The 23,342-nt window shown below is 34.1% G+C and carries 20 protein-coding genes; all 20 read left to right on the top strand.

The genetic code is table 11. The features are described 5' to 3' along the window. Positions 1-14: 14 nt before the first annotated feature. The 20 genes from yfmF to AC1RPW_RS06575 all read left to right on the top strand — a co-directional run bounded on the left by yfmF (position 15) and on the right by AC1RPW_RS06575 (position 23,342). A complete protein-coding gene (yfmF, locus tag AC1RPW_RS06670) occupies positions 15-1,268 on the top strand; it encodes an EF-P 5-aminopentanol modification-associated protein YfmF (protein WP_481761853.1) in 1,254 nt (417 codons plus the stop codon). Continuing rightward, positions 1,268-2,572 carry an EF-P 5-aminopentanol modification-associated protein YfmH gene (gene yfmH, locus AC1RPW_RS06665; protein WP_481761852.1) on the top strand — a complete coding sequence of 435 codons (1,305 nt, stop codon included), beginning with the start codon at positions 1,268-1,270 and terminating at the stop codon, positions 2,570-2,572. Before yfmF ends, yfmH begins: the two co-directional genes overlap by 1 nt. Continuing rightward, on the top strand, positions 2,573-3,295 hold the full coding sequence (gene ymfI, locus AC1RPW_RS06660) for an elongation factor P 5-aminopentanone reductase (RefSeq protein WP_481761851.1): 723 nt from the start codon (positions 2,573-2,575) through the stop codon (positions 3,293-3,295). It abuts the gene before it with no gap. A gap of 88 nt (positions 3,296-3,383) precedes the next feature. Beyond that, positions 3,384-4,226: a helix-turn-helix domain-containing protein gene (locus AC1RPW_RS06655; protein ID WP_481761850.1), complete on the top strand. Its 843-nt coding sequence runs from the start codon at positions 3,384-3,386 to the stop codon at positions 4,224-4,226. Positions 4,227-4,285: 59 nt separating this feature from the next. Beyond that, positions 4,286-4,873 carry a CDP-diacylglycerol--glycerol-3-phosphate 3-phosphatidyltransferase gene (gene pgsA, locus AC1RPW_RS06650; protein ID WP_481761849.1) on the top strand — a complete coding sequence of 196 codons (588 nt, stop codon included), beginning with the start codon at positions 4,286-4,288 and terminating at the stop codon, positions 4,871-4,873. Positions 4,874-4,936: 63 nt separating this feature from the next. Then, positions 4,937-6,178 (top strand): competence/damage-inducible protein A, encoded by a 1,242-nt coding sequence (locus AC1RPW_RS06645; protein ID WP_481761848.1) that lies wholly within the window; start codon positions 4,937-4,939, stop codon positions 6,176-6,178. Between the two features lie 147 nt (positions 6,179-6,325). Next, positions 6,326-7,900, top strand: coding sequence for a ribonuclease Y (gene rny, locus AC1RPW_RS06640; RefSeq protein ID WP_481761847.1), 1,575 nt, complete (start codon positions 6,326-6,328; stop codon positions 7,898-7,900). Between the two features lie 100 nt (positions 7,901-8,000). Then, on the top strand, positions 8,001-8,801 hold the full coding sequence (locus tag AC1RPW_RS06635; protein WP_409021448.1) for a TIGR00282 family metallophosphoesterase: 801 nt from the start codon (positions 8,001-8,003) through the stop codon (positions 8,799-8,801). A gap of 26 nt (positions 8,802-8,827) precedes the next feature. After that, positions 8,828-11,407, top strand: coding sequence for a DNA mismatch repair protein MutS (mutS, locus tag AC1RPW_RS06630; protein WP_481761846.1), 2,580 nt, complete (start codon positions 8,828-8,830; stop codon positions 11,405-11,407). A gap of 16 nt (positions 11,408-11,423) precedes the next feature. Next, positions 11,424-13,397: a DNA mismatch repair endonuclease MutL gene (mutL, locus tag AC1RPW_RS06625; RefSeq protein WP_481761845.1), complete on the top strand. Its 1,974-nt coding sequence runs from the start codon at positions 11,424-11,426 to the stop codon at positions 13,395-13,397. Between the two features lie 136 nt (positions 13,398-13,533). Next, positions 13,534-14,148, top strand: coding sequence for a Holliday junction branch migration protein RuvA (gene ruvA / locus AC1RPW_RS06620; protein ID WP_481761844.1), 615 nt, complete (start codon positions 13,534-13,536; stop codon positions 14,146-14,148). Positions 14,149-14,163: 15 nt separating this feature from the next. Continuing rightward, complete coding sequence (gene ruvB / locus AC1RPW_RS06615; protein WP_409021443.1) at positions 14,164-15,180, top strand: Holliday junction branch migration DNA helicase RuvB; 1,017 nt, start codon at positions 14,164-14,166, stop codon at positions 15,178-15,180. Between the two features lie 17 nt (positions 15,181-15,197). Continuing rightward, positions 15,198-16,238, top strand: a complete 1,041-nt coding sequence (gene queA, locus AC1RPW_RS06610) for a tRNA preQ1(34) S-adenosylmethionine ribosyltransferase-isomerase QueA (protein ID WP_481761843.1) — start codon at positions 15,198-15,200, stop codon at positions 16,236-16,238. A 15-nt stretch (positions 16,239-16,253) separates the two neighbouring features. Then, positions 16,254-17,399 carry a tRNA guanosine(34) transglycosylase Tgt gene (tgt, locus tag AC1RPW_RS06605; protein ID WP_481761842.1) on the top strand — a complete coding sequence of 382 codons (1,146 nt, stop codon included), beginning with the start codon at positions 16,254-16,256 and terminating at the stop codon, positions 17,397-17,399. Between the two features lie 83 nt (positions 17,400-17,482). Continuing rightward, positions 17,483-17,845, top strand: a complete 363-nt coding sequence (gene yajC, locus AC1RPW_RS06600) for a preprotein translocase subunit YajC (protein WP_409021441.1) — start codon at positions 17,483-17,485, stop codon at positions 17,843-17,845. Between the two features lie 164 nt (positions 17,846-18,009). Further along, a complete protein-coding gene (gene zwf, locus AC1RPW_RS06595) occupies positions 18,010-19,497 on the top strand; it encodes a glucose-6-phosphate dehydrogenase (RefSeq protein ID WP_481761841.1) in 1,488 nt (495 codons plus the stop codon). 147 nt (positions 19,498-19,644) lie between these two features. Next, positions 19,645-20,355: a B3/B4 domain-containing protein gene (locus tag AC1RPW_RS06590; protein WP_481761840.1), complete on the top strand. Its 711-nt coding sequence runs from the start codon at positions 19,645-19,647 to the stop codon at positions 20,353-20,355. Between the two features lie 137 nt (positions 20,356-20,492). Then, positions 20,493-21,635 (top strand): DNA polymerase IV, encoded by a 1,143-nt coding sequence (gene dinB / locus AC1RPW_RS06585; protein ID WP_481761839.1) that lies wholly within the window; start codon positions 20,493-20,495, stop codon positions 21,633-21,635. Positions 21,636-21,692: 57 nt separating this feature from the next. Further along, the gene (locus tag AC1RPW_RS06580) at positions 21,693-22,373 is read left to right on the top strand and encodes a metal-dependent hydrolase (protein ID WP_481761838.1); all 681 of its coding nucleotides are present in this window, start codon (positions 21,693-21,695) and stop codon (positions 22,371-22,373) included. A 15-nt stretch (positions 22,374-22,388) separates the two neighbouring features. After that, entirely contained in the window at positions 22,389-23,342 is a 954-nt protein-coding gene (locus AC1RPW_RS06575) for a DHH family phosphoesterase (protein WP_481761837.1), read from the top strand.

Raw genomic sequence — 23,342 nt, 5'->3', positions numbered from 1 at the left:
GGAGGCACATTTTCGTGCGTAAACAATTAGAAACAGGTGTCAACTTAACTGTTATTGAAAATAGTCAATTTAAAACGAATAGAATCGTTATTAATTTTATAGCACCTTTAACCGGAAAAGAATCTGCAGAACGTATGCTATTAGCTAACTTATTAGAAATTAGTAGTGCAGAATATCCATCTCAACAAAAATTAGCCGAAAAATTATCAGAACTTTATGGTGCAAGTTTTGGTATCACTGTTAGTAAAAAAGGAAACTTTCACTTAATAAGTTTAATTTTAAACGGTGTAAACGATAAATTCTTAGAACATAAAACAGAAAGTTTAAAAAAAATATTTGCTTTTATCAAAGAAATTATTTTCAATCCGAATGTGACTGATGGCCATTTTGACGAAGAAACATTTAAACGCCAAAAGGAAAATTTGATGATGTCTATCAGAAGTATTAGTGATGATAAACAATCGTACGCAGGATTAGAATTACAGAAACTTTACTTTCAAAACGATCAAGCTATTCCTAGCTATGGGACTGTAGAAGATATTGAAAAGATAACTGCAACTAGCTTATTTGATTACTACAAACAAATGCTTACAACTAATCGAGTAGACATTTTCGTCCTTGGTGAATTAGATGAATCAGAAACTGAAACTATTGTTAAAACGTTGCCTTTTAAACCTCGAGATTTTAAAATGATACCTATATTCTATGATCAAGCTATTAAAGAAGTTGTGACTAAAACAGAAACGCAAGCAGTGACTCAGGGTAAATTAAATCTGGCATATCAGTTACCAGTTTATTACAGAGAAAATGGGTACTATGCGGGTCTTATTTTCAATGGCGTTTTTGGCGGTTCACCACTAGCTAAGTTATTTGTAAATGTTCGTGAGAAAGCTAGTTTGGCTTATTATGCAAGTAGCTCGTTAGATACATTTAGAGGTATTTTAACTGTACAAACAGGCATTGAACCACAAAATAAAGATAAAGTTATCGAAATTGTTCAACAACAATTAGATGATATTATCGCAGGTGACATTAGTGATGAACTATTAAATAAAACAAAAATGACAATGATTAACCAATATCAAAGTAGTCTTGACTCACAAATGGCGTTAATTAATCAATCGATGATTGATCAATTAACAAGCACAGAAGTTAGTGCAACAGAGTGGATAGACGGCATTAATAGCGTGGATAAAGCTGCCGTTCAAGCTATCGCTCGTAATGTTAAATTACAAGCAATCTTCTTTTTGAATGGGGAAATTAATTAATGAAAACATTAGAATACCCGCAGTTTGACGAAATATTATATACAGAAACTTTGGAAAATGGCTTGAAAGTAAATATATTACCTCGTAAAGGTTTTCATAAAACTTATGGTATATTCACAACAAATTATGGCTCAGTTGATAGTGTATTTGTACCAATTGGTGAAGAAGATGTTGTTCATGTACCGGATGGTATCGCCCATTTTTTAGAACATAAAATGTTTGAAAAAGCAGATCATGATGCGTTTGATTTATTTGGAGAATATGGTGCTAGTGCAAATGCTTTCACAAGCTTTACACGAACGAGCTACTTATTTTCAAGCTCTAATCATGTTCCTGAAAACATTGAAACATTACTAGATTTTGTGCAAGATCCGTATTTTACACCTGAAACAGTTGAAAAAGAAAAGGGAATTATTGGACAGGAAATTCAAATGTATGACGACGATCCTAATTGGCGTTTATACTTTGGTATTTTAGGTAACCTTTACCCAAATCACCCGGTTAGCAGTGATATCGCTGGAACAATTGAATCAATCGATAAAATTACGGCAGATGATTTATATAAGTGCTATGAAACATTTTATCATCCAAGTAATATGAATTTATTTATTGTAGGAAATGTTGATCCAGAAGAAACTTTAGATTTAATTAAAAATAATCAAAATCATAAAAAGTTTCCAGAAGCAGCAGAAACAATTAAACGATTAATTCCAGAAACTCAAGTAGACGGTTCAGACATCATGCCATATCGTGCAACTGAGATGGCCATTCAACGTGCTAAAACAATTGTTGGTATAAAAGGATTAGATAATGTTCCAGAAGGCCGTAACGGCTTGAAATACAAAGAGACAATCCATATGCTTCTTTATCTTTTGTTTGGTGACACGGCCCCTCAATATATGAAATTATATGATGAAGGGACGTTAGATGATTCCTTTGGCTATGAATTTGAAATTGAACGTGGCTTCCATTTTGCAAGTATTAGTGGTGATACTGATGACCCTCAAAAGTTATCGGATGCCATTATTCATATTTTAGAGAATGCGTCAGAGTACCTTTCAGGGGCTGAGGCCCAGTTTGAATTGGCTAAACGTGAAATGTTAGGTCAATCCATTCAATCGATGAACTCACTTGAGAGCATTGCAAATCAGTATGATGGTGATTTGTTTGATGATGCCACTGTTTTTGATAGGGCACCAATTATTGAAAATATGACATTAGATCAAGTTCGCCAAGGAGCTAAAGATTTTATTCGTTCTGAAGCAATTAGTGTCTACCAAATTATGGCTAAAGAGGATGATTAAATGAGTTGGGCAGTTATCTTTGGAGCGTCTGGTGATATTGGTCAAATGATTGCAAGACAATTGGCAGATATTGGTTGGTCGCTAACAATGCATTATTATCAAAATGATGAAGCAATTATGGGATTAACACAAGAGTTGAGGGGAAAATATCCAAAACAAGATTTTTTGCCGTTACAATTTGATATGACAGCGACTAATGTTGATCCAGTGATATCCCAACTATTTGCCGTAGATGCTGTAATATTTGCTGAAGGAACAACTTCTTACCATTTATTCAATGAAGCCCCAATGTCTGATTTAGATAAAATGATGAAGATGCAAGTTCAAACACCATTGGCATTAATTCAGAAATTGGAACCAAAGTTAGCCCAAAATCATTTTGGCCGAATTATATTTATTGGGTCAATTTATGGAGGCGTTGGTAGCCCAATGGAAGTACTGTACAGTACTGTAAAAGGTGCGTTATCGTCCTTTGCCAATGCTTATAGTAAAGAAGTTGCCTCGTTAGGTATTACGGTTAACGTGGTGGCACCAGGCGCAGTTGATACAAAAATGAATCAACAATTTTCGAAAGATGCAAAGAAAGATATCTCAAGTGAAATTCCAATGGGACGTTTCGCACATCCCGAAGAAATTGGATTTTGGGTAAAACAATTATTAGCCAAAGAGGCAGGGTACCTCACCGGTCAAACGATTTATGTTTCAGGCGGATGGTTGAAATAAAATAATAAAATTTTAACAAATTGGACATGACGATTATGTTATACTGATTGTTAGAAGATTAACTATTAAACTAAGTGGAGAATTAGACATGAGTGAAATTGGAAAAACATTACAAGAAGCGAGAATAAATAAAGGATATACGTTAGATGATTTACAACAAATGACGAAAATTCAAAAACGTTATTTGATTGCAATTGAAGATGAAAAATTTTCTGATTTACCAGGAGATTTTTACGTTCGAGCATTTGTTAAACAATATGCAGAGACGGTTGATTTGGATGGGGATAAATTATTAAAAGAATTCAATGAAACACTTCCAGATACACAAGAAACAGTCGTTGCAAAGGAACAAGTATCACGTTCTGAAAAGTCTGCTAAACTACCAAAAGACGGTAATTTTGATAAGTTTATGTCGTACTTGCCAACAATTATTATTGTTGTGATTGTCTTAGGGATTTTGGGTACAATTTATGGTGTGACATTGAATAGTAAAGATACAGATACTCAAATTGAAAGTTCAAGTTCTAAAGTATCTGTTTCAACTGACTCAAAAACTAAAACTTCTAGTTCTGAATCAGTAAAGGCTAGTTCTTCATCTGATAAGAAAACGCAAAAATTAACATATGTTTCAGATGCGGGAACAAACACTGTTTACACAATGGAAAATGCACCAACAACTTCTAAAGTTAAATTAGTAGCTTCTGGTAGTGCTGCTTGGAGCTCAATTACGGCTGATGGCACACAACTATGGCAAGCAACACTTGTCTCAGATGCAACGGATACTGTTACAATCCCAGCCGGTACAAAGTCATTTGTCTTTAGCTTTGGTAATGCACCAGCTATGAGTATCACGATTAACGGTAAAAAATTTAATTTTATGAAAACAAATGCAACTCTACAAGTTAGAACAGTTACTGTAAATATTAAATAAGCCAGAATTGTCAACAACGGATACTATGTTGTTGGCAATTTTTGAAAAAGGGGATCATTATGAATTTACCAAATAAATTAACGGTTGTGCGGATTATTTTAATTCCAATCTTCATGCTTGTATTGTTATTACCAATTGATTGGGGAATGGTTACTTGGGTTGGTACACAGATTCAGGTGACACATCTAATTGGTGCAATTATTTTTGCAGCTGCCTCATTAACAGATTTTTTAGATGGTCAAATTGCACGTCGCCAACATTTAGTTTCTAATTTTGGCAAATTTGCAGACCCATTGGCAGATAAAATGCTTGTAATGACTGCATTTGTTATCCTTGTTTCATTTAACCAAGTACCTGCATGGGTAGCTGCAATTATTGTTTGTCGCGAACTTGCGGTAACAGGATTACGATTGATTATTGTTGAAAATGATGGGGAAGTTATGGCTGCAGCTATGCCAGGCAAAATTAAGACAACAACCCAAATGATAGCTATTATTTTATTGTTTTTAAATAATGTGTTATTTGCAGCAATTAATGTACCTATGGCTGCCATTTTTCTTTATATTTGTTTATTCTTTACTGTTTATTCAGGTATTGATTACTTTGTTCAAAATAGAGCTATTTTCTCAGATTCATTTGAAAAATAAAAATATTTAGACTAAAACATTTAACCGTTTTAGTCTTTTTTAATTAAATTAGGAGGCAACATCATGCATGCAGAAATAATTGCGGTTGGTACAGAAATATTATTAGGACAAATTGTAAATACGAACAGTGCTTTCTTAGCTGAAAAATTAGCTGATTTAGGTGTAAATGTATTTTATCAGACAGTTGTAGGGGATAATGAAGAACGAATGTTAGAGGCAATTGAACTGGCTTCAAAACGAAATGATTTGGTTATCCTTTCTGGTGGCTTAGGACCAACAGAAGACGATTTAACGAAGCAGATGGTCGCCAAATTTTTAAATGAGAAGTTAGTTGAAAATAAGGACGCCATGTTAAAAATAGAAGATCATTTTACACAAACGGGTCGTCAAATGACTGAAAACAACAAATTACAAGCTTTGTATATAGAAGGATCAAAACCAATTAAAAATCATGCTGGAATGGCTGTTGGTGATTTTTACAAAGGTGATTCGTGTGATTTCTTATTATTACCTGGACCACCTAAGGAATTGAAAACAATGTTTAATAAGGAAGTTGAACAGCTATTAAAAGAAGAATATAACTTAAATAGTCATCTTGAATCAAAAGTTTTACGTTTTTATGGCATTGGTGAATCTAAATTGGTGACTGAATTAAAAGAGATAATTGATTCACAAACTAATCCTACTATTGCACCATACGCCAAGACAAATGAGGTCACTTTGCGAATTACGGCAAGTCCTACAGACAAAAAATCAGCTGTAGAATTAATTAACGAAATGGAGATTTATGTACTTTCCAAAGTTGGTGATTATTTCTATGGCTATGGGGATGACAATTCGTTACAAAATATTGTTGTAACTAAATTAATTGAAAAAAACTTATCTATTTCTGCAGCCGAAAGTTTAACAGCTGGATTATTTCAAAGTACATTAGCAGAAATACCAGGTGTCTCAAAAATTTATGATGGTGGATTTATAACATATGCTAATACAGCCAAATCTGATATTTTAGGTATTTCGACTGAAGATATTAAAAAATATGGTGTTGTTAGTGAAGAAACCGCTAAACAAATGGCCCAACAAACACAAAATAAAATGAAAACAAATATTGCTATTTCATTTACTGGTGTTGCAGGTCCAGATGAGCTTGAAAATCAGAAAGCTGGAACGGTTTGGATTGGATTAGCAATTAAAAATAGTCCCGTTATTGCAAAACAATTTCATTTTGCTGGAAATAGAGAAACAATTAGACAAAGAAGTGTTCTAAGTGGACTTAAATGGATATTTGATGAAATTAATGAGTAAATAATTAAATTTGGCAATGGATTGTTGTTGACAGCGGGGGGCAATTAACCGTAAAATACTAAAGTGTATATGAACAAAATAAAAAACATCTAAAAATTTATGATTAGTTAAATTAATCATTATTTGATGATGCGGAGGTGGACTTTTATGGGATCTATAACAACCGTATTAATCCTCGCTATCATCGCTATTATTGCTTTAGTTGTTGGAATTTTTATTGGAATTGCATATAGAAAGTCAAATTTCGAAAAAACACTTGATGTCGCAACGCATACGGCTGAAGGTATTTTAAAAAGTGCAAAGAAAGATGCTGAGACTCAGAAAAAAGAGGCTGTTTTAGAGGCTAAAGAAGAAAGTCAAAGTTATCGTGATAAAATAGACAATGAGTTAAAGGAACGACGTTCAGAAATTCAAAAGCAAGAAAATCGAGTAATTCAACGTGAAGAAACTTTAGATCGTAAAGATGGCGCACTAGATAAACGAGAACAAACGCTTGAGAACAAAGAGAAAAAAGTAACGTCTGACCAAAAACTTGTTGACACAAAACAACAAGAAGCTACTTCACTGATTCAGGAACAACAAGAAGAACTTGAAAGAGTTGCTTCTCTAACACAAACACAAGCACAGACTATTATTATGGACGATACGAAAGAATCATTAAGTCATGAACGAGCTGTTATGATTAAGGAAAGTGATAAGCAAGCTAAATCAGAAGCTGATCGTAATGCTAAAGATTTAGTTGCTCAAGCTATTCAAAGAAGTGCAGCTGACATGGTATCTGAAACAACTGTTTCATTAGTTACCTTGCCAAATGATGAAATGAAAGGCCGTATTATTGGCCGCGAAGGACGTAACATTCGAACATTAGAGACCTTAACAGGGATTGATTTAATTATCGATGATACGCCAGAAGCAGTCGTTTTAAGTGGGTTTGATCCAATTCGTCGTGAAATTGCCAAAATGACTCTTGAAAAATTAATTCAAGATGGTCGGATTCATCCGGCACGAATCGAAGAAATGGTTGAAAAATCACGTAAAGAAATGGATGAAAAAATTCGTGAATTAGGTGAACAAACAACCTTTGATCTCGGACTTCATACAATTCATCCTGATTTAATTAAAACAATTGGTCGATTAAATTATCGTACAAGTTATGGTCAGAATGTGTTAAGCCATTCTATTGAAGTTGCCAAAATAGCAGGTGTGTTAGCCGCTGAATTGGGTGAAGATGTTACATTAGCAAAACGCGCAGGATTGTTACATGATATTGGTAAAGCAGTTGATCATGAAGTTGATGGTTCACATGTGGAAATTGGCCTTGAATTAGCTAAGAAGTATAAAGAAAATGATGTTGTCATCAACACTATAGCTTCACATCATGGTGATGTTGAAGCTAAATATACTATTGCTATTCTTGTTGCAGCGGCAGATGCTGTTTCAGCTGCAAGACCAGGCGCACGAAGTGAATCGTTAGAAAATTATATTCATAGACTTGAAAAACTTGAAGATATTACACATGAATTTAAAGGTGTACAGAAAAGTTATGCAATTCAAGCTGGTCGTGAAGTACGTGTTATTGTCACGCCAAATGAAGTTAATGATATTCAAGCAACTGTCTTAGCTCGAGATATTAAAAACAGAATTGAAGATGAACTCGAATACCCAGGACATATTAAAGTGACTGTCGTTCGAGAAACAAGAGCAATTGAGTATGCTAAATAAAAAAATGATGATTTAAGATTAATTTCTTAAATCATCATTTTTTGTCTATTAAAAAGAAAAAATGTTAAACTAGTTTTATATATAAGAAAAGAGGACAACCATGCGTTTATTATTTGTCGGAGATGTCGTTGGCGATTCAGGTCAACAAATGATTAAAGAGTATTTACCAAAATTAAAAAGAAAATTTCATCCACAGGCTACCATTGTAAATGGTGAAAATGCAACGAAGGGTAGAGGTATTAATGAATCTGTCTATAAAGCATTCCTTCAAACAGGTGCTGATGTTGTAACCATGGGTAACCATACTTGGGATAATAGAGATATTCAAGATTTTATTGGTGGTGCAAAAAAATTAATTAGACCAGCTAACTTCTCAGCAAACCAAGTACCTGGGATTGGACATACAATTATTAATATTAATCAGCAAAAATTAGCTGTGATTGATTTGCAAGGACGTGTTTTTATGTCTCCTTCAGATGATCCGTTTGCAGTTGTTCAAGATATTTTAGAAGAAGTCAAAAAAGAGACTGATTTCATTTTTATTGATTTTCATGCTGAAACAACGAGTGAAAAAGAAGCTATAGCATGGTTCTTAGATGGTCAAGTATCTGCGGTAGTAGGTACGCATACACATGTGCCTACTAATGATGCGCGTATTTTACCTAAAGGAACTGCCTTTATGTCAGATGTTGGTATGACAGGACCATACGATGGTATCTTAGGAATGAAACGTGAAAATGTAATTGGTCGCTTTTTATCGCAAATGCCAACACGATTTGAAGTGGATGAAACAGGTCGTAAAACGTTATCTGCTTGTGTGATAGATATTGATGACAAAACGGGACATGCTAAAAAGATATTCCCTGTATTAATTAATGATGACCATCCTTTTATGGATTAATTTAGAGATAGGAGGGCATCTCGACTATGCCGCAAAAAACAAAACTAACGCCAATGATGATACAATATTTTGACATTAAAGCACAGTATCCTGATGCTTTTTTGTTTTATCGTCTTGGTGATTTTTATGAACTATTTTATGATGATGCTGTTAAAGGGTCGCAATTACTCGAATTAACGTTAACAACACGTAATAAAAAAGCTGATGATCCTATTCCAATGTGTGGCGTACCGCATCATGCTGCTCAAAATTATATCGATATTTTAGTTGAAAAAGGATACAAAGTCGCAATATGTGAACAAGTTGAAGATCCTAAATTAGCTCAAGGTATGGTTAAACGTGAAGTTATTCAGCTAGTAACACCAGGAACAACGATGGATAACGGTGCGAAGGAGTCTAAAGAAAATAATTATTTAACAGCTATTATAGAAGACAACAATAGTTTTGGATTTGCTTATGTTGATTTATCAACAGGTGAATTAAAAACGAGTCGCTTAGATAATTTAGATAATTTAATTAATGAAATAATGAGTTTGAGAACTAAAGAAATTGTGATTAATGATAGTTTGTCTGATGAAACAATCGAAACATTAGAAAAATTAAATATTATGCTTTCTAAACAAGAAATTGTTGAAAATCATGCTGAATCAAGTTATGCGATTCAAGATTTAACAGATTCACTAGAAATCTCGGTTGTAACTGACTTGTTAACGTATCTTTCAGTTACGCAAAAACGAAGTTTAGATCATTTACAAAAAGCAGTTCATTATGAGCCTGATTTTTTCTTGAAAATGGATCATTATTCAAAATATAATTTAGAATTAATGCAAAATATTCGAACGGGCAAGAAGCAAGGTACTTTATTGTGGTTATTAGATGACACAAAAACAGCTATGGGTGGTCGTTTACTTAAACAGTGGATTGATAGACCGCTTATTAACTATGCTGAAATTTTAGACCGTCAAAATAAGGTTGATTTATTGATTAACCATTATTTTGAAAGAAGTACGTTACAAGAAGAGTTAGTTAAAGTTTATGATTTAGAAAGATTGGCAGGACGTGTCGCTTTTGGTAGCGTAAATGGGCGAGATTTAGTTCAACTTAAATTATCGCTTAAACAAGTTCCTAAAATTAAATATGTTTTAGACGAAATTGACGATGGTACTTTTTCTGATGTTATCAATAAATTAGATCCAGTCGATGATATTTCTAATTTAATAGAACGTGCCATTGTTGATGAACCACCTTTATCAGTGACTGATGGTCACCTATTTAAACCGGGGTATAATGATAAATTAGATATTTATCAAGATGCAATGAAAAATGGTAAACAATGGTTAGCTGAAATGGAAGCCAAAGAAAGAAATCTAACGGGGATTAAAAATCTTAAAATTGGATTTAACCGTGTTTTTGGTTATTTTATCGAAGTGACAAAATCTAATATTATTAATGTTCCAAAAGACCGTTATGAACGAAAACAGACGTTGACTAATGCTGAACGTTATATCACACCTGAACTGAAAGAACGTGAAAGTATTATTTTAGGTGCTGAGAGTAAAGCGATGGATTTAGAATATAAATTGTTTGTCGAAATTAGAGATATTGTTAAAAAATCAATTGAACGATTACAGATATTAGCTCAAGGAATTGCCACGTTAGACGTCTTACAAAGTTTCGCGGTTGTTAGTGAAGACTCACATTTTGTAAAACCACAATTATTAAAAGAAGGTCATCAATTGGATATCACAGCTGGTTGGCATCCTGTAGTTGAAAAAGTGATGGGAAAACAAAGCTATATACCAAATGATGTTAGAATGCCTGAAACACTTGATATTTTATTGATTACAGGACCTAATATGTCAGGTAAAAGTACGTATATGCGTCAATTAGCATTAACGGTTGTGATGGCTCAAATCGGTTGTTTCGTACCTGCAGAGGCGGCTAAAATGCCAATATTTGACCAAATATTTACTCGGATTGGTGCAGCAGATGATTTAATTTCAGGTCAAAGTACGTTTATGGTTGAAATGAAAGAAGCTAATCAAGCCTTAGAAAATGCGACTGAGAATAGTTTAATCTTATTTGATGAACTTGGTAGGGGAACGGCAACTTATGATGGTATGGCACTCGCACAAGCGATTATCGAGTATGTGGATAAACATGTACATGCCAAAACACTTTTTTCGACACATTATCACGAATTAACGATACTTGAAGAAACCGTTAGTTCTTTAAAAAATGTCCATGTAGGTGCTATTGAAGAAAATGGTGAATTAATTTTCTTACATAAAATTCAAGAAGGACCTGCAGATAAATCTTATGGGATTCATGTTGCTAAATTGGCGGGAATGCCAGCAGAATTGTTAAGCCGTGCAACATTAATTTTAGATGATTTAGAGCTAAAAAATAAACAATCAGATAGTAAAAAAGAATTACCAACAACCATCAATGAAGATGATACGCAGTTATCTTTATTTGTTAACGAAAACTTGTCAAAGGACCAGTTAGCAGTTGTGGATGAACTTAAAGCACTTAACTTGATGAACATGACGCCAAGAGATATTATGAACGTCTTATATGACTGGCAAGAAAAATTGAACGGATAGAACTGAAGGTGAATGAATGACAAAAATAATTGAACTGCCCACAATTTTAGCGGATCAAATAGCTGCTGGTGAAGTAGTTGAAAGACCTGCATCTGTTGTAAAAGAATTAGTTGAAAATGCGATTGATGCGCATGGCACACAAGTTGATGTAGTCGTTGAGGAAGCTGGGCTTAAATTAATTCAAGTCATTGATAATGGAGATGGCATTGAGGCATCCCAACTGCAGAATGCTTTTAAACGTCATGCCACAAGTAAGATTACTTCAAGAGAAGATTTATTTAAAATCAGTACGCTAGGATTTCGTGGCGAAGCTTTACCAAGTATTGCATCAGTTGCTAAAGTGACTTTGAATACAGCTATTGAAGGGCAACCTGGGGCTGTTATTGCTGTTAACGGTGGTGAGATAGTAGATGAAAAATCATCTGCTAGTCGTAAAGGAACAGAAATAACAGTCTCTGACTTATTTTACAATACGCCTGCACGTTTAAAATATGTAAAGTCTTTGCAAACTGAAATGTCAATTATTAGCGACATGATGAACCGATTAGCAATGAGCCATACAAATATTTCATTTTCTTTAACACATGATGGTAAAGAAGTCTTGAAAACAACTGGAAACGGCCAACTGAAACAAACTATTTCAGCTATCTATGGGGTCAAAAGTGCACGCCAAATGCTTGAATTTAAGGGTCATGATTTAGATTTTAAGATTAGCGGTTATACATCACTGCCAGAATTAACGCGTGCTGGCCGACAGTTTATATCTATTTTAATTAATGGACGTTACGTTAAAAATGTTAATTTAAATAAAGCAATCATTAAAGGATATGGATCAAAATTAATGGTTGGACGCTATCCGATTACAATTTTGAATATTCAATTAGATCCCATGCTAGTTGATGTGAATGTTCATCCAACTAAGCAGGAAGTAAGATTGAGTAAAGAACCAGAATTAACTGAACTTATAAAAAAGATTATCTATGAACGTATTGCTGAAGAAAATTTAATTCCGGAAGCATTAGAGAATTTAAGTTCTAAGAAACGTGAAAAAATAGATACGGATCAATTACAATTTGATTTGAATGAAGCCTCAAGTAAATATCAAGCTAAGCCTAAATTCTCATCAGTACAAACGGATGCAGTAACAAGTGGTGAACCTAAGATTACAATTGGCGAAAATTTAAATCATTTATCAAGGAATATTGAACCAATCTCAATTCAAGTTGCTGAACAATTGGATTCGAAACGAGTTAGCACATTTGAGACACAATATGCTAATGAAATTAATGTGGCACCATTTTCTATTGTTACGCCGGATGAAACAGGCGATGTACAGAAAGAGAATGATGAAGAAATAGCTACCACGAAAAAGAGTGAACAAAGGTTTCCTGATTTAAAATATATTGGCCAAATGCATGGAACCTATTTATTTACAGAATCGGAAGACGGGTTATATATATTAGACCAACATGCTGCACAAGAACGTATTAATTATGAGTTTTATCGTAAGCAAATTGGTGACGTTTCTAGTGACTTGCAAAATCTATTGGTACCGATTGTTCTAGAATATACAGTAAGTGAAGCTATAATTATTACTGAACATACCGATATATTGGAAAAAATCGGACTCATCCTTGAACCATTTGGACAAAATAGTTTCATTATTAGACAGCATCCAACCTGGTTTAAAGAAGGGCAAGAAGAAAGTACGATTCGAGAAATGATTGATTACTTACTCACAGATGGGAAAATAGTGATTGCTGAATTTAGAGAAAAAGCGGCGATTATGATGAGTTGCAAGAGGGCAATCAAAGCAAATCACCACCTTGATGATCGACAAGCTAAGGCATTGATAAGTGAGCTAAAAAATGTTGAAAATCCATTTAATTGTCCACATGGACGACCAGTTTTAGTTCATTTTTCTAATCAAGACATGGAACATTTCTTTAAACGAATTCAAGATTCACATCAAACCGGTCACGAAGGTTAGGCTAAGAATCAATTGTTGCCAAATATTTGGTGATAATTGATTTTTTTGTAAGAAAAGCGATAACTGTATAAATAAGTGGTCTATGGTACACTATTAAAAGCAGATTCATGTAGATTAGGAAAAGTGGGAAAATAATATGTATGAGTATTTTATGGGCCAAATAACGGCTGTAACACCTTTTTATCTTGTTTTAGAAGTTAATGGAATAGGCTATCAAATTTTTGTTGCTAACCCATTTAGGTACCAAGAAGATTCAAAAAAAGTTGTTAAAATTTTTGTTTATCAGGCTATTCGTGAAAATGATATGACGTTATTTGGTTTTTACGATTTAGATGAAAAAAAATTATTTGAAAAATTATTGAATGTTTCAGGAATCGGTCCTAAGAGTGCGCTTGCTATTTTAGCCAATGATGATCATCGTGGTTTAGTTAATGCGATTAATACAGAAGATGTTAGTTATTTAATTAAATTTCCAGGTGTTGGTAAAAAAACAGCACAACAAATCGTGCTTGATTTAAAAGGTAAATTAGATGATATTGAAGGTCAAGCAACCACAATGCCAGGACAACAATCGCTTGATTTCATTCCGGCACAAGCATCACCATTTATGAAAGAAAGTCTTGAAGCTTTATCTGCTTTAGGATATTCTCAACGTGAGATTAAGGCTATTAGTAAGAATCTAGAATCATTCGAAGCAGACTCAACGGATGCTTATCTACGAGAAGGCTTAAAATTATTAATGAAAAAATAAAAGGAGGTTGATAAAATGACAGAACAACGGATTATTTCGAATGAACCGGAAGATAATCAGGAAGAATCCATTGAAAAGTCACTTCGTCCCCAATTTTTATCACAATACATTGGTCAAGATAAGGTTAAAAATGAATTAAGTGTGTATATCCAAGCTGCTAGACAACGTGAAGAGGCACTTGATCATGTATTGTTGTATGGGCCACCTGGGTTAGGTAAAACAACACTTGCAATGGTTATTGCAAATGAAATGCAAGTGCAAATTAAAACAACTAGTGGACCAGCAATTGAAAAATCTGGAGATCTTGTGGCACTTTTAAATGAATTACAACCTGGGGATGTCTTATTTATTGATGAAATTCATCGTTTACCCAAGATGGTTGAAGAAATGTTGTATTCAGCTATGGAAGATTTTTTTGTAGATATTGTTGTTGGCCAAGGCCCAACAGCACATCCCGTTCATTTTCCACTACCTCCATTCACATTGATTGGTGCAACAACACGGGCGGGCCTTCTATCAGCACCGTTACGAGATCGATTTGGGATTGTTGAACATATGGCCTATTATAATCAATCTGATTTGCAAGAAATTGTCATTCGATCAGCAGATATTTTCAATACAAAAATTGAAGAAAGTGGCGCTCATGAGTTAGCTCGACGCTCACGTGGAACACCACGAATTGCGAATCGCCTATTAAAAAGAGTTCGTGATTTTGCAGAAGTTTCTGACCAAAGTGAAATTAACCAAGCAACGGCTGATCATGCGTTAAATCTACTTGCCGTGGATAACCGTGGATTAGATGAGACAGATCGCAAACTTTTAGAGACTATGATTGATTTCTATCAAGGTGGTCCAGTTGGTTTGAGTACGTTAGCAGCCAATATAGGGGAAGAAACAGAGACCATTGCTGAAATGGTTGAACCTTATTTAATGCAAATTGGCTTTATAAAACGCACACCAAGAGGGCGAGTTGCAACAATGGAAGCTTATGAACATTTGAATCGACCTTATGACTTTAACGAGAATAAATAGAGAAGGATGACGATATTTTGACTAAACAACTAAGTACTGAAGATTTCGATTATGAATTGCCTCAAGAATTAATTGCGCAAACACCCTTAGAAGAACGTGATGCATCTCGGATGTTAATCTTGGATCATGAGACAGGTAAAATCAAGGATGATTATTTCTATAATGTAATTGACCAATTAAATGCTGGGGACGCTCTTGTAATGAACGATTCGCGGGTGATGCCTGCTAGAATTCATGGAATTAGACCTGATACTGGTGGCCACATCGAAGTGTTGCTATTGAACAATACTGATGGTGATAACTGGGAAACATTAGTAAAACCTGCTAAAAAAATGAAGGTTGGTTCTGTGATTAGTTTTGGTGATGGCCGCTTAACGGCAACGATCATTGAAGAGCTAGAACATGGTGGCCGCATGATTCGTTTTGAATATGAGGGTATATTTATGGAAATTCTGAATGAACTTGGCGAAATGCCGCTACCTCCTTATATTAAAGAAACGCTTGAAGATCAAGAAATGTACCAAACGGTTTATTCAAAGGAAGTTGGATCGGCAGCAGCACCTACAGCTGGTTTACATTTTACAAATGAATTATTAGAAAAGATTGAAGCTAAAGGTGTTCATCTTGTTTATTTAACGCTACATGTTGGATTAGGGACATTTAGACCTGTTAGTGAAACGAATATTGCAGACCATAAAATGCATAGTGAATTTTATCGTTTAACTGAGGATGCAGCTCAACAATTAAATGATGTTCGTAAATCAGGTGGTAAAATTATTGCGACAGGAACAACTACAATTCGGACACTTGAAACAATTGGCTCAAAATTTAAGGGCGCTATTCAAGCTGACAGTGGTTGGACGGAAATTTTCATTAAACCAGGATATGAATTTAAGGTTGTTGAAGGATTTATAACTAATTTTCATTTACCAAAATCAACATTAGTAATGTTGGTTGCAGCATTTACAGGAAGAGAAAATATTTTAAACGCATATAAACATGCAGTTGATTCTAAATATCGATTCTTTAGCTTCGGCGATGCAATGTATATTAAATAGGATGGAGAATTAATAATGGTAGAGCCCGCAATTAAGTATCGGTTAATCAAAAAAGACAAACGGACAGGTGCCAGACTTGGTGAAATTATTACACCTCACGGAACTTTCCCAACGCCAATGTTTATGCCCGTAGGTACACTAGCATCTGTTAAATCAATGGCACCTGAAGAATTAGACGAACTTGGTGCTAATATTATCTTATCAAACACCTATCATTTATGGTTACGCCCCGGTGAAGATGTCGTACAAGAAGCTGGTGGGTTACATAAATTTATGAATTGGGATAAAGGTATTTTGACTGATTCGGGTGGCTTTCAAGTATTTTCATTAGCAAAGATGCGTGATATTACTGAGGAAGGCGTCAAATTTAGAAGTCATCTAAATGGAGAAAAATTATTCTTATCACCAGAAAAAGCGATCCACATAGAAAATGCTTTAGGTGCGGATATTATGATGAGTTTTGATGAATGTCCACCATTTTCTGAAAGTTATGACTATATTAGCAAATCAGTTGATCGGACAAGCCGCTGGGCTGAAAGAGGACTTGAAGCTCATTTGAATCCGAAAGAACAGGCTTTATTTGGAATTGTTCAAGGTGGCGGTCATCGAAATTTGAGAGAACGAAGTGCGCGTGATTTAGTTTCAATGGACTTTCCTGGTTATTCAATAGGTGGGTTATCGGTAGGGGAATCAAAAGCTGAAATGAACCGCGTTTTAGATTTCACAACGCCATTGTTACCAGAAGACAAGCCACGGTATCTAATGGGTGTTGGTTCAGCTGACGCCTTGATTGATGGGGTGTTACGTGGAATTGATATGTTTGATTGCGTGTTACCAACACGTATTGCTAGAAATGGGACAACAATGACTTCAATGGGCCGTGTTGTTGTAAAAAATGCGAAATATGAACGAGACTTTAGACCATTAGATGAAAACTGTGATTGTTATACATGTAAGAATTATACGCGTGCTTATTTACGTCATCTGATTAAAGCAGATGAAACATTTGGTATTCGTTTAACTAGTTATCATAATTTGTATTTTTTAACACATTTAATGGCTGATGTTCGTCAAGCTATTATGGATGACAACTTATTAGAATTTCGTGAAGCATTTTTTGAACAATATGGATTTTATGATAAAAATCCTAAGAATTTTTAAATTTTTTTGAATAACTGTGGTGTTCAGTCAATAAGTTTGATACCCTTGTGTAGTAAGAAAAAAGAAATAGAGGTGACTTATTAATGCAATATAGTAGTATTTTAATGATTGTGGCTTTATTCGTCTTGATGTATTTCATGATGATTCGTCCACAAAAAAAACAACAACAAAAACAACAAGATATGATGAACCAATTAAAACCTGGGGATGCAGTAGTAACTATTGGTCGTTTACACGGCGTTATTGATAGTTTTGATGAAGAGGCAAAAACTGTTACACTTGATTGTGACGGTATTTTCTTAACATTTGAACGCTCAGCAATCGCACGTGTCCTTCCTGCCGCAGTTAAAGTAGAACCTGCAGCTGCAGTTAAGGAAGAAACAACTACTGATGCAGTTATTGAAACAAAAACTGAAGAAGATAAATTCTCTTCTGACGAAAAATAATTATTTTCAAGTATTAACTTTGTGCTAATCAGAGTTAATACTTTTTTTATTGTCTAGTTTAAGACCAACTTTCTTGTTTATTTTACTAATAAAATGTAAACTTATACTATTGATTTTACTAATAAAGAGGACTGAAACCTCAAAAATGAGAGTGGTGTGGAATAATGGAAACTCAACAAAAGGCCTTATTTATTATCTTTGGTGGAACCGGAGATTTAGCAAAGCGAAAATTGTATCCATCTCTTTTCAAACTATTTGAAAAAGGATTTTTAGATGCCAACTTTGCTGTAATTGGGACTGCAAGACGTCCTTGGACAGATGATTTTTATCAAAACGTTGTTACTGAATCTTTAGTTAATGTTAGCGATGATGCTAATAAAATTGCTGATTTCGTATCACATTTTTATTATCAATCACATGATGTGACTGATGTTGCACATTATATAACTTTAAAAAAATTAGCAGATAAACTTGATGAAAAATACCAAATTGAAGGTAACCGTATGTTCTACTTAGCAATGTCACCTCAATTTTTTGGTACGATTGCGACTCATTTAGGGTCACAAAAGTTAGTAACTAAAAATGGATTCAACCGTTTAATTATTGAAAAACCTTTTGGACGCAATTTTGAAAGTGCTAAAAAGTTAAATGATGAAATTACAAATACTTTTGATGAAGATCAAATATTTAGAATTGATCATTACCTAGGTAAGGAAATGATTCAAAATATTCCAGCAATTCGTTTTGGTAATATTATTACGCAAACATTGTGGAATAATAAGTATATAGATAATATTCAATTAACGTTGAGTGAGTCATTAGGTGTTGAAGAACGTGGCGGGTACTATGAAACGAGTGGCGCTATGCGTGATATGTTCCAAAATCACATTATGCAAGTTGTTTCATTATTAACAATGGACATGCCAAAAGAATTTGTTGCATCAGAAATTCGTAAAGAAAAATTAAAGGCTTTAAAAGCAATCCGTATCTTAAAACCTGATGAAGTTAATAAAAACTTTGTTCGTGGACAATATGGTGCAAATGAGGCAGGAACCGAAAAGGCTTATCGTGAGGAAAAACAGATTTCACCTGATTCAATGATTGAAACATTTATTGCTGGTCGTTTAATGATTGACAATGATCGTTGGGCTGGTGTGCCAGTTTATGTTCGCAGTGGTAAACGTCTTGTCGAGAAAAATACTGAAATCAATATTGTTTTTAAAAATGTTGAAAAAAATATTTTTGGAACAAGTGCTGAACATGAACATTTAGGTAAAGATGTATTAACAATTACAGTTGAACCTGATGAACGATTTAGATTGACGATTAATACTAAAGAAATTGGGCAAGGCTTTAACACGAATAAAACGAATTTAGATTATGTTAATTCACCTGAAACAAAAGCTAAAACACCAGAAGCATACGAAAAGTTAATTTTGGATGCGTTAGATGGAAATGCAATTAATTTTGCTCATTGGAATGAAGTTGCTAAGGCATGGAATGTAGCCGATGTGATTTTAGAGACATGGCATAACGATAATGATGATAAAACGTTATTCCCTAACTATTTAAGTGGATCGATGGGTCCAACGGCTTCAGATAAATTATTAACGGATGATGGTAATTACTGGATATACGATCCTAAAAAGTAAAAAACGTTAATCCTTCGGTATTAATTGAAGTAACTCTTGCATGATAATTTTAATTATTTAGGGAAATATTATTTTAATAGACAAAATATCAGAAGTATTATAGTACGAAAGCGATTATAAAAGTATAAATTTATAAGGAGAGTAATGATGAATAAAATTATTATAGATGAAGATTTTTGGAACATCTTTCCAGATGCACAAATTAATATTATGCTTTTAAAAGATATAGATAATCATCCTAAAGAAAATCAAACCGATTTTTATGATAACATGCTTGAACAAGCTGGGGATAAAGCTCAAAAATATTTAACAAATGAATCATTCAAAGACAATTTAGTCGTGGCTAATTGGCGTGAAGCATACCAAAATTTTAAGAAGAAAAAAGGTGCTCGTTCATCAATTGAAGCTTTACTTAAACGAGTTGATCAGGGTAAAGGTGTGGGTTCAATAAATCCGCTTGTTGACCTGTACAATAGTATTTCATTAGAGTATGGTGTACCTGTTGGTGGTGAAGATACAGATGCTATCAAAGGAGATCTTCATTTAGGTGTTGCTAAAGGTGGAGAAGCTTTTTATCCTTTAGGTGATGATAAAAATGAACCAGCTCTGCTTGGTGAAGTTTTATATTATGATGATGATGGAGCAGTTTGCAGATGCTTAAATTGGCGAGATGGTAAAAGAACAATGTTAACAGATGATACAAAAAATGCTGTTATGGTAATGGAATCTGTCAATAAAGAACAGAATGAAATTATTGATGAGGCAATGTTACAATTACAAAAGTCTATTAAAGATAATCTTAATGTAGAAGGTAAAATTTTTAAATTAAATAAGGATAATTCTGTTATAGGTGAATAATATGAAGTACCTCATAATTGTTAAACATAAGTTTAACGATAATGAGGTATTTTTATATCTTAATGGACAATAAAGAGCAATTAATTTGAAAAGGAACGTGCGTTCGTGTAAAATTGCATGAAAAGGATGTGGGACTAATGGCTGAATTAAATGGTATTACAATAGACGATAATTTATTAAAAAGAAAAATTATCCATGTCGATATGGATGCTTTTTATGCGTCAATTGAAGAGCGTGAACATCCTGAATTTATTGGACAACCATTAGTTATTGCCCAGGATCCTAGAAAAAATGGTGGTCGTGGTGTTGTTGCTACAGCAAATTATGAGGCAAGAAAATTAGGTATCCATTCTGCTATGGCAGCCCAAGAAGCTTATGAAATTTGTCCTAAAGCTATTTTTAAATCGCCTGATTTCACACTATATAAAGAAGTTTCAAGACAGCTTCATGAAATATTTCATGAATATACAGAAATGATTGAGCCAATTGCATTTGATGAAGCCTATCTTGATATTACACAGAATAAAAAAGAAATTAAAAGTGCTATTCAAGCAGCGCACATGATTCAAAGAGAAATCTATCAAAAATTACATTTAACCTGTTCAACGGGTGTTTCTTATAATAAATTTTTAGCAAAACTAGCGTCCGATTACAATAAACCAGCTGGAATGACATTAATTCTGCCAGAAGATGTCATTCCTTTTTTATCTGAATTGCCAATTGGTAAATTTAGAGGCGTTGGAAAAAAAACAGAACCAAAAATGATTAATCAAGGTATCCTTACTGGAAAAGAATTATTAGAAAAATCTGAAGTTGAATTAATTCAACAATTTGGTAAATTAGGGTACTTCTTATATAAACGAGTACGAGGTGTTGATGATCGTCCAGTCGAGTGGCAAAGAGAGAGAAAATCGATTGGTAGCGAGCGAACATACGGGAAGTTATTGATGACAACGGATGAAGTTGAAACACAACTTAGGTATATTGCACATTTAGTTTCAGAAACGTTGAGTAAACAACAAAAACATGGGAAAACGTTAGTCATTAAAGTTCGCTATCAGGATTTTACGACGCTAACAAAAAGATTAACATTGGAAGAATTTATTCGTAATGATGCAGCAACTATTTATTTTTATGGACGACAGATTTTTGACGATATATTGGGTGCAGAAAAGGGAATTAGGTTACTTGGATTAACGATGACAAATTTAGCACCAATTGGTTTTGAAAATATGAAACTACCATTATTTGGGAAAAAAGACACAAAACAGCCTTTGTAATTGGCCTCAATAACCGTTATACTTAAGAGCAACTTTGGAAACGAAAGAAGACTAAACATGAAAATTACATGGCTTGGACAATCTAGTATTCAAATTGTTACTGACGATAAGTTGACGATCTTAATTGATCCATTCATTAAAGATAATCCGTTAGTTAAAACGACTATTGACGAATTAAATCCAGATTATATTTTAGTGACGCATGCACACTACGATCATGTGGGTGATACAATTGAGTTAGCAAAAAAATCAGGGGCTAAAGTCGTTACAATCAATGAACTAGCTAATTATTTTGAAGATGAGGGTTTAATTGTTGAGCCTTTAAATTTTGGTGGTCAGCTTAAATTACCTTTCGGTTCAGTAAAACTTATTCCCGCGTGGCATACTGCTGCCTTGGTAATTGATGGTACAGCGAGAACATTAGGTGTAGCTGCAGGGTTTGAATTGCATATTGATGGGAAAGTCTTGTATCATGCAGGAGATACGGCTTTATTTTCAGATATGAAGTTAGTTAATCATATGGAACCTGTTGATTTAGCATTTTTACCGATTGGTGATACTTATACAATGGGTTTAGAAGATGCTGCAATTGCAGCTGAATTTGTACAGGCAAAAAAGGTTGTTCCAATTCATTACAATACGTTTACCAAAATTGAACAAAATCCAGTTGAATTTGTTCAATTATTGAATGATGGTGTGGGGATTATTCCCGAGATTGATATTCCATTTGAGTTCTAAGAAGGAGTCATTTAAGTGAAAATTGAGTTAGAAATTTTAAAAAAAATTAAACAATTTGATACGATTATTATTCATCGTCATCAAAGTCCAGACCCTGATGCAATTGGATCTCAATCGGGGTTAGCAGCAATTATTCGTGCTAGTTTTCCTGACAAAAAGGTTTATCAAGTTGGTGCGCCCTCAGCTGGATTAGTATGGATTAGTGACCAAGATGAAATTTCTGATGAGACGTATAATAATGCACTCGTCATCGTGATTGATACGGCTAATCGTCCAAGAGTTGAAGATGATCGATATACAAGTGGTGCCTACCTAATTAAATTGGATCATCATCCCAATGAAGACGTTTATGGTGATTTAGTTTGGGTGAAAACAAATGCATCAAGTAGTTCTGAATTAGTTATGGATTTAGTTGATGGCGTTGGTGGAGAACTTGTAGTTACTGATGATGCGGCTAGGATGTTATACGCCGGAATTGTTGGCGATACAGGTCGATTCATGTATTCAGCAACAACTGCACATACGATGCAAGTGGTTGCTGAATTAATGACTTATCATTTTTCAACTACTAAAATAAACCAAAAAATGGACAATATTACCGCAGGTGTCGCTAAGTTATCAGGATATGTATATGATAATTTAGTTATTACAGAACATAAAGCAGCATATGTCATATTGACACATGACTATCTAGATTCAATAGAGTTGGGCGATGCTGGTTCATCTCAAATTGTACCTTTACCAGGTAAAATTATTGAAGTTCAATGTTGGGCAATTTTTGTGCAGCAAAAGGATGGTAGCTATCGCGTTCGATTACGATCAAAAGGTCCTGTAATCAATCAGTTAGCAAAAGAGCATGATGGTGGTGGACATCCCATGGCCAGTGGTGCAAGAGCTAAAGACCAAGCAGAGTACGAAGAAATAGTTAAATCACTTGATGATTTAGCTAAGACATATACGGGAGAATAA

The organism is Dellaglioa sp. CoH-55-MRSF-8 (assembly GCF_056782195.1).
Note: the sequence above shows the minus strand (reverse complement) of the source record. Positions and strands in the feature narration are given on the sequence as shown.